The sequence below is a fragment of the Luteibacter sp. KNZ12-1A genome, from assembly GCF_056755675.1.
Window position 1 is genome coordinate 1 of the sequence record NZ_JBPGXU010000139.1, and the last position, 8,564, is coordinate 8,564.

Genomic DNA, 8,564 nt, shown 5'->3' on the forward strand with positions numbered 1-8,564 from the left:
CGCTGGCGCGCGAACGCCCTCGCCAGAACCCCTTCGCGCGCCAGCGCGCTTCCCACCTGGAGCGTTTGGGAGCAGGGGGCGAACAGGAGGCGCTTCGGCTTTCTATTCAGGTACCACTCGCGAGCGGGGGCCCGCTTAGGTAAAATACAAATTTCCAGCACTGGCTGCTCGCATGACTCCCCTGATTTTCGTCACCGGCGGTGTGGTGTCTTCCCTTGGGAAAGGCATCGCAGCGGCGTCGCTTGCCTCGATCCTCGAGGCCCGCGGTCTCTCCGTGACCATGATGAAGCTCGATCCGTACATCAACGTGGATCCGGGCACCATGAGCCCCTTCCAGCACGGTGAGGTCTACGTCACCGACGATGGCGCGGAAACCGATCTCGATCTCGGCCACTACGAGCGCTTCGTCCGCACCCGTTTGACCGGCAAGAATTCGATCACCGCCGGCAAGATCTACGAATCGGTGATCCGCAAGGAGCGCCGCGGCGATTACCTCGGTGCCACCGTGCAGGTGATCCCGCACATCACCGATGAGATCAAGCATTCCATCCACGAGGCCACCCGCGGCTTCGACGTGGCCCTGGTCGAGATCGGCGGCACCGTCGGCGATATCGAATCGCTGCCGTTCCTGGAAGCGATCCGCCAGTTGCGCATCGAGCATGGGCCGGAGAAGTGCATGTTCGTGCACCTCACCCTGGTGCCGTATATCAAGGCGGCGGGCGAGATCAAGACCAAGCCGACCCAGCATTCGGTGAAGGAACTGCGCTCGATCGGTATCCAGCCCGACGTGCTGCTGTGCCGTTGCGAAGAGCCGCTGCCCGATGGCGAGCGGCACAAGATCGCGCTTTTCACCAACGTGCCCAAGAACGCCGTCATCAGCACGATCGACGTCGACGTCATCTACAAGCTGCCGATGTGGCTGCACGAGCAGGGCCTGGACGACCTGGTCATCAAGCGCCTCGGCCTCGACGCCGGCCCGGCCGACCTGTCCAGCTGGGAGCGCACGGTCGAGGCCGTCGAGCATCCGCGTGACGAAGTCACCGTGGCCATCGTCGGCAAGTACGTGGAGCACAAGGACGCCTACAAATCCCTGGGCGAGGCGTTGCGCCACGGCGGCATCAACCAGTCGACGCGGGTGAACCTGCGCTGGGTGGATTCCGAAGACGTGGAGGCGCGCGGCGCGCGGGCGGTGCTTGGCGACGCCGACGCCATCCTGGTGCCCGGTGGCTTCGGCAAGCGTGGCTTCGAGGGCAAGATCCTCGCCGCCCAGTTCGCTCGCGAAACCGGCATCCCGTACTTCGGCATCTGCTACGGCATGCATGCCGCGGTGGTCGAATTCGCCCGCAACACGGCAGGCCTGACCCAGGCCGATTCCAGCGAAAACGATCGCAACACCCCGGACCCCGTCATCGCCCTCATCACCGAATGGACCACCGCCACCGGTGAAACCGAACAGCGCAGCGAGCGCTCCGACCTCGGCGGCACCATGCGCCTGGGTGCGCAGGAATGCCGTCTCAAGGTCGGCACCCTGGCGCGCGAACTGTACGGCGAGGACGTGGTGCGCGAGCGCCATCGCCACCGCTACGAGTTCAACAACCGTTACCGCCAGTCGTTCGAGGACCTCGGCCTGGTGATCTCGGGCAAGTCGATGGACGACCTGCTGGTGGAGATCGTCGAGCTGCCGCGCCAGGTCCATCCGTGGTTCCTGGGTTGCCAGGCCCATCCGGAATTCACCTCGACGCCGCGCGAGGGCCACCCGCTGTTCATCGGCTTCGTCCGTGCCGCGCGCGAATACAAGGCCGTCCGCGACGGCGACAAGCTCGCCATCCGTTCCGAGGAGTCCGCCGCATGAAGCTTTGTGGTTTCGAGGCTGGTCTCGACCAGCCGCTGTTCCTGATCGCCGGTCCCTGCGTCATCGAGTCGATGCAACTGCAGCTCGACGTCGCCGGCAAGCTCAAGGAAATCACGGACCGTCTCGGCATCAACTTCATCTTCAAGTCCAGCTTCGACAAGGCCAACCGCTCGTCGGGCGCGAGCTTTCGCGGCCCGGGCCTCGAAGAGGGCCTGAAAGTGCTCGAGGCGGTGAAGCGGCAGATCGGCGTGCCGGTCATCACCGACGTGCACGAGTACACCCCGATGAACGAGGTCGCCGCCGTCGTCGACGTGTTGCAGACCCCGGCCTTCCTTTGTCGTCAGACCGACTTCATCCAGAACGTGGCCCGCGCCGGCAAGCCGGTGAACATCAAGAAGGGCCAGTTCCTCGCGCCGTGGGACATGAAGAACGTGGTGCAGAAGGCCTTCGACGTGGGCAACCACGACATCCTCGTCTGCGAGCGTGGCGCGAGCTTCGGCTACAACAACCTGGTGTCCGACATGCGTTCGCTCGCGGTGATGCGTGAGACGAACTGCCCGGTGGTCTTCGACGCCACCCATTCGGTGCAGCTGCCGGGTGGCCAGGGCACCAGCTCCGGCGGCCAGCGCGAGTTCGTGCCGGTGCTGGCGCGCGCGGCGGTGGCCGTCGGCGTGGCCGGCTTGTTCGCCGAGACCCATCCGGAACCGGCGAAGGCCTTGAGCGATGGCCCGAACGCCTGGCCGCTCGACCAGATGGAAGAATTGCTCGAGACCCTGATGGAGCTCGATGGCGCCGTGAAGCGCCGCGGATTCAAGAATCACGCTTGATCGTTCCTCCGGAACGGTATGATTGACGGAATCCGGCGCACCATGCGCCGGCATTCCAACGGCGGGACCGCAAGGGCCCCGGGGAGGCAGGCTGGATGACTGAGGACAACGCGATCCACGACGCCGGCGAACCTCGCCAGCGTGCGGCACGCATGCCGCAGTCGGGTCACGGCATCGCCTCGTTCGTCATCGGCCTGGTATCCGGTGTCGTCGTCCTGGCCGGCATCGTTTTCTCCGCGCTGATGGTCGCATCGGGCGATCCGGAACAGCATCTGCCGGTCTTCGGCTTCATCGGCCTCGTCATCTGCGCCTTTCTCGTCCTTTCCCTCGTCGGGCTGGTGCTGGGCTTCATCGCCCTGCGCCGGCAGGACCGCCGCCGCACGTTCGGCGCGATCGGGCTCGGACTGAACGCACTCATCCTGGTCGGTACCGTCAGCCTCGCGCTGGTCGGTACCTTCTTTAGTCATTCCAACTCGTAACGGGAACCGCATGACCACGTCCATCACGAAGATCCACGCCCGCGAAATCCTCGATTCCCGCGGCAATCCCACCCTCGAAGCCGAGGTCACCCTGGCCGATGGTTCCTTCGGCCGTGCCGCGGTGCCGAGCGGCGCCTCCACCGGCACGCGCGAAGCGGTCGAACTGCGCGACGGCGACAAGGGCCGTTACGGCGGCAAGGGCGTGAAGCAGGCCGTGGCCAACGTCAACACCACGATCGCCTCCGCGCTGAAGGGTTACGACGCCGCGGACCAGAAGGGCCTCGACGGCAAGCTCATCGCGCTGGATGGCACCGAGAACAAGGGCAAGCTTGGCGCGAACGCCTTGCTCGGCGTCTCGATGGCCGCCGCGCACGCCGTGGCCGCTTCGAAGAAGCAGGCCCTCTGGCAGTACCTGATGGTCGACGGTGGCGGTTCGCTGCCGGTGCCGATGATGAACATCATCAATGGCGGCGCGCATGCGGACAACAACGTCGACGTGCAGGAGTTCATGGTGCTGCCGGTGGGCGCGCCGAATTTCGCCGAGGCGCTCCGCTACGGCGCCGAGATCTTCCACGCGCTGAAGTCGGTGCTGAAGGGACGTGGCCTCAACACCTCGGTGGGCGACGAAGGCGGGTTCGCGCCGAACCTCAAGTCCAACGTGGAAGCGCTGGACACGATCCTGGAAGCGGTGGCCAAGGCCGGCTACAAGGTCGGTAGCGACATCCTGCTCGGCCTCGACGTGGCCAGCTCGGAATTCTTCAAGGACGGCAAGTACGACCTGGAAGGCGAGGGCAAGGTGTTCACCCCGGAACAATGGGTGGACACGCTGGCGTCGTGGTCGAAGCAGTACCCCATCGTCACCATCGAGGATGGCATGGCCGAAGGCGACTGGACCGGCTGGGCGCACCTCACCAAGGCCATCGGCGAAGGTATCCAGCTGGTCGGCGACGACCTCTTCGTGACCAACCCGAAGATCTTCCAGGAAGGCATCGACAAGAAGATCGCCAATGCCATCCTGATCAAGGTCAACCAGATCGGCACGCTGTCCGAAACGCTCGAGGCCATCGCCATGGCCGATCGTGCGAAATACGCGGCGATCGTCTCGCACCGCTCCGGTGAAACCGAGGACACCACGATCTCCGACATCGCGGTGGCCACCACCGCCACGCAGATCAAGACCGGTTCGCTCTGCCGTACCGACCGCGTGGCGAAGTACAACCAGTTGCTGCGGATCGAGGAAGCGCTCGGTGCCAAGGCGACGTACGCCGGCCGCAACGCCTTCCCGAGCCTGTCGAAGCTGCCCGGCTGAGTCGTGCCTTGAGTAACGCGGCAATCCTGCGCTGGATCGGCCTGATCCTCGTCATCGTCCTCATCGCGCTGCAGCTGAAACTGTGGGTCGGCGGTGGGGGCATGGCGGAGGTCGATTCGCTGCGCGAGTCGGTCAAGAAGCAGACCGAGGAAAACGCCAGCTTGCAGAAGCGCAACCAGGCGCTCGCCGCGGACGTGGAAGACCTGAAGCACGGCGAACAGGCCACCGAGGCGCGCGCGCGCCAGGAGCTGGGCCTGGTCAAGCCGGGTGAGACGTTCTACCAGGTGGTGGAGCCGGGGGCCGCGACCAGCGCGCCACCGCCTCCGCCGCCCATCGCCCCCGGCGGCCAGTGATGGACGCGCTCTGGTGCGTGGTGCCGGCCGCCGGAAAGGGTGTCCGGGCCGGTGGCGACCGGCCGAAGCAATACCAGTGGCTGGCCGGCCGGCCACTCATCGATCACACGCTGGAACGGCTCGCCGCCCATCCTCGTATCGCCGGGTTGGTGGTGGCCATCGCGGCCGACGATACGCATTTCGCGTCCACCGATACCATCGGCGGCAAGCCGCTGGTCGTCACCGTCGGAGGCGGCGAGCGCAGCGCTTCGGTCCTGGCCGGCCTGCATGCGCTGCCGGCCGGCGTGGCGGATGACGAATTCGTGCTGGTGCATGACGCCGCGCGGCCATGCGTGCGCGCCGGCGACATCGAGCGCCTGGTCGAACTGGCGGGAAGGGGGGAGGGCGGCCTGCTCGGCGCGCCCCTGCGCGATACCCTGAAACGCGCCGACGCGGGGTGTCACAGCATCGCCACCGAATCGCGCGATGGCCGCTGGCGTGCCTTCACGCCGCAGATGTTCCGCCGCGCCGCGTTGGCGCATGCACTTCGCCTTGCCGCCGAGGCGGGTATCGTGGTGAGCGACGAGGCGATGGCCATGGAGCGTATCGGCGTATCGCCCCTGCTGGTGGAAGGATCGGAAGACAATATCAAGGTGACGACGCCGGCCGATTTCGCGCTGGCCGAGTTCCTTCTAGGGAGGACACGGTAATGCGCATCGGCCAGGGATTCGACGTCCACGCGTTCGGCGAAGGCGACCACGTGATGCTGGGTGGCGTGCGCGTGCCGCATGGGCAGGGCGTGCTGGCGCATTCCGACGGTGACGTGGTGCTGCACGCGCTTTGCGACGCCTTGCTCGGTGCCCTGGCGCTGGGCGATATCGGCAAGCACTTTCCACCCTCGGACGATCGCTGGCGCGGTGCCGACAGCCGCAGCTTCGTCCGTGCCGTGGCAGCCATGTTGTCCGAGCGCGGCTATGTGCTCGGCAACGCGGACATGACGATCATCTGCGAAGCGCCCAAGGTGGGCCCGCACGCCCAGGGCATGCGCGAAATCATCGCCGCCGACCTCGGCGTGGATATCGATCGCATCAGCATCAAGGCGACCACCACCGAGACGCTCGGCTTCACCGGCCGCCGCGAGGGCATCGCCGCGCTGGCGACGGTGCTGGTGCTGCGCGCATGAGCGAGAACGAGTCGCGCGCCTCCACGCCTCGCCTGCACGACAGGCTGGAGACGATCGTCGACCTCCTGCGTCGCCGCGAAGGCCTGCTCGCGTTCGCGGGAGCCGCGCCGGACGGTGACGAGGCCGCGCTGGAAGCCGCCGATGCGGAACTCCAGGCACGGCTCGACGACCTGCATCCGGCCGATCTGGCGGACGTGCTGGAATCGTTGCCACTGGAAGACCGCCTCGCGGTCTGGCAGCGCGTGCGTTCCGATCGCGACGGCGACATCCTGCTCGAGGTATCCGACTCGGTTCGCGAATCCCTGATCGCGGACATGGACGACAGCGAAATCCTCGCCGCCGTCGAACCGCTGGATGCCGACGAACTCGCCGACCTCGTCGACGACCTGCCGACCGAGGTACTGCCCGAGCTGATGGCCAGCCTCGACGCGCAGGAGCGCGAGCGCGTGCAGGCCGCCATGTCGTACGAGGACGACCAGGTCGGCGCGTTGATGGATTTCGACATGGTCACCATCCGCGAGGACATCAGCCTCGAGGTGGTGCTGCGTTACCTGCGCCGCTTCGATGAACTGCCCGCGCAGACCGACAAGCTTTTCGTGGTCAACTCGGACAACGTGCTCACCGGCGTCCTGCCGCTGCACTGGCTGCTGGTGAACTCGCCGGAGAAGATGGTCCACGAGATCATGGCGCCCGACGTGAACACGTTCCGTCCCGAGGACGACGCCTATGACGTGGCCCAGGCGTTCGAGCGCTACGACCTGGTCACGGCGCCCGTCGTGGATGCGCACCAGCGCCTGATCGGGCGTATCGCCGTCGACGCCATGCTCGATTTCATCCGCGAAGAGAGCGAAACCGAAGCCTTGTCGCGCGGCGGCCTGCGCGAGGAAGAAGATATCTTCGCCTCGGTATGGAAGTCCGTGCGCAACCGCTGGGCCTGGCTGGCCATCAACCTGGTCACCGCCTTCATCGCCTCGCGTGTCATCGGCTTGTTCGAACACTCGATCGAGAAGCTCGTGGCACTGGCCGCGCTGATGCCCATCGTGGCGGGCATCGGCGGCAATTCCGGCAACCAGACCATCACCATGATCGTCCGCGCGATGGCGCTGGAGCAGATCGGTGTTTCGCAGGCCCGGCGCCTGTGGCGCAAGGAGATGGCGGTCTCCCTGGTCAATGGCATCGTGTGGGGAGGCGCGATCGGCATCGTCGCGTGGCTGCTTTACGGCAGCGTGTCGCTCGGCCTGGTGATGATGTCGGCGATGACTCTCAACCTGTTGCTCGCCGCGTTCATGGGCGTGGGTATTCCCATGCTGATGACGAAGCTCGGGCGCGACCCCGCGCTGGGTTCGAGCGTGCTCATCACCGCGATGACCGATAGCGGTGGCTTCTTCATTTTCCTCGGCCTCGCCACGCTGTTTCTGCTGTAAAGGCTTTCCATGAGCGACAACGAACTTCCTTTCGCCTTCGGCGCGCCGCCGCTGCGTGCCCGTTTGCGCTCGACGCCCGAGGATTTCTTCGTCGAGGAAATCCTCGGCTACGAGGCCGATGGCACCGGCGAACACGCCTTCCTCGTCGTGGAGAAGCGCGGCGCGAACACGGACTGGGTGGCGCGCGAGTTGGCGAAGTTCGCCGGTACCGCGCCGATGAACGTGGGCTACGCGGGCATGAAGGATCGCCACGCGGTGACCCGGCAGGTGTTCACGGTGCAGCTGCCGGGCAAGGCCGACCCGGACTGGTCGGCGTTTCCGCATGCCGACGTGACGATCCGTTCGCTGGGCCGGCATTCGCGCAAGATCAAGCGGGGTGCGCTGCGCGGCAATCGCTTCGTCCTCGTGTTGCGCGATATCGAAGGCGATCGCGCCGCCGCCGACGAGCGGCTGGGCGAGATCGGCCGGCGCGGCGTGCCGAATTATTTCGGTGAGCAGCGCTTCGGTCTTGGCGGCAACAACGTCGCGCAGGCGCGGGCCATGTTCGGCGGCCGCCGCGTCGATCGCGACAAGCGGTCGATCCTGCTCTCGGCGGCGCGCTCGCATATCTTCAATGGCGTGCTCGCGGAGCGCGTGGCCGCCGGTTGCTGGGATGCGCCGATGGATGGCGAGATATGGTCGCTGGAAGGCTCACGCTCATGGTTCGGCCCCGAGCCGTTCGACGATGCGCTGGCGGAACGGCTGGCGCGGTTCGACATCCATCCGTCCGGGCCCCTGTGGGGCCGTGGCGAAACGCCTGCCTCGGCCGCGGCGGGGGAGTTGGAGCGCGCGGTGGCGGCGCGCGATGAGGACCTGGCCAAGGGGCTCGCCGACGCGCGGATGGACCAGGAGCGGAGGCCCTTGCGCCTGCAACCGCGCGAGTTCTCGTGGCGTTGGCTCGAAGACGGAGCGCTGGAGGTTTCCTTCGGGCTTCCCGCCGGGGCTTATGCCACCACGGTGATCCGCGAAGTCGCGGCGACCCTGTAGCCGTCGCCGACAAGGTCGGCTCCCATCGGGGGAGCCATCGCCGCTGAAGCGGCTCCCACGACGGCGAAACTTGCCGTTATCGAGGATGGACTGTCTCTTATACACATCTCCGAGCCCACGAGCCCTCTCTAC

The 8,564-nt window shown here is 66.4% G+C and carries 9 protein-coding genes; all 9 read left to right on the top strand.

Annotated features, from left to right (window positions below):
- Window positions 1-172: 172 nt before the first annotated feature.
- Window positions 173-1,852: a CTP synthase gene (locus ACR9ZJ_RS18030; protein ID WP_481280861.1), complete on the top strand. Its 1,680-nt coding sequence runs from the start codon at window positions 173-175 to the stop codon at window positions 1,850-1,852.
- Window positions 1,849-2,679 (top strand): 3-deoxy-8-phosphooctulonate synthase, encoded by an 831-nt coding sequence (gene kdsA / locus ACR9ZJ_RS18035; RefSeq protein ID WP_481280860.1) that lies wholly within the window; start codon window positions 1,849-1,851, stop codon window positions 2,677-2,679. Before ACR9ZJ_RS18030 ends, kdsA begins: the two co-directional genes overlap by 4 nt.
- A 95-nt stretch (window positions 2,680-2,774) precedes the next feature.
- On the top strand, window positions 2,775-3,158 hold the full coding sequence (locus ACR9ZJ_RS18040; RefSeq protein ID WP_481280859.1) for a hypothetical protein: 384 nt from the start codon (window positions 2,775-2,777) through the stop codon (window positions 3,156-3,158).
- A gap of 10 nt (window positions 3,159-3,168) precedes the next feature.
- Window positions 3,169-4,467: a phosphopyruvate hydratase gene (gene eno / locus ACR9ZJ_RS18045; protein WP_481280858.1), complete on the top strand. Its 1,299-nt coding sequence runs from the start codon at window positions 3,169-3,171 to the stop codon at window positions 4,465-4,467.
- A 23-nt stretch (window positions 4,468-4,490) separates the two neighbouring features.
- A complete protein-coding gene (ftsB, locus tag ACR9ZJ_RS18050) occupies window positions 4,491-4,820 on the top strand; it encodes a cell division protein FtsB (protein ID WP_371024707.1) in 330 nt (109 codons plus the stop codon).
- Window positions 4,820-5,509, top strand: a complete 690-nt coding sequence (gene ispD, locus ACR9ZJ_RS18055; protein ID WP_481288539.1) for a 2-C-methyl-D-erythritol 4-phosphate cytidylyltransferase — start codon at window positions 4,820-4,822, stop codon at window positions 5,507-5,509. Before ftsB ends, ispD begins: the two co-directional genes overlap by 1 nt.
- Window positions 5,509-5,982 carry a 2-C-methyl-D-erythritol 2,4-cyclodiphosphate synthase gene (gene ispF, locus ACR9ZJ_RS18060; RefSeq protein ID WP_426287375.1) on the top strand — a complete coding sequence of 158 codons (474 nt, stop codon included), beginning with the start codon at window positions 5,509-5,511 and terminating at the stop codon, window positions 5,980-5,982. Before ispD ends, ispF begins: the two co-directional genes overlap by 1 nt.
- Window positions 5,979-7,406 carry a magnesium transporter gene (mgtE, locus tag ACR9ZJ_RS18065; RefSeq protein WP_481288540.1) on the top strand — a complete coding sequence of 476 codons (1,428 nt, stop codon included), beginning with the start codon at window positions 5,979-5,981 and terminating at the stop codon, window positions 7,404-7,406. Before ispF ends, mgtE begins: the two co-directional genes overlap by 4 nt.
- Before the next feature lie 9 nt (window positions 7,407-7,415).
- On the top strand, window positions 7,416-8,432 hold the full coding sequence (gene truD / locus ACR9ZJ_RS18070; protein ID WP_481288541.1) for a tRNA pseudouridine(13) synthase TruD: 1,017 nt from the start codon (window positions 7,416-7,418) through the stop codon (window positions 8,430-8,432).
- Window positions 8,433-8,564: the final 132 nt, after the last annotated feature.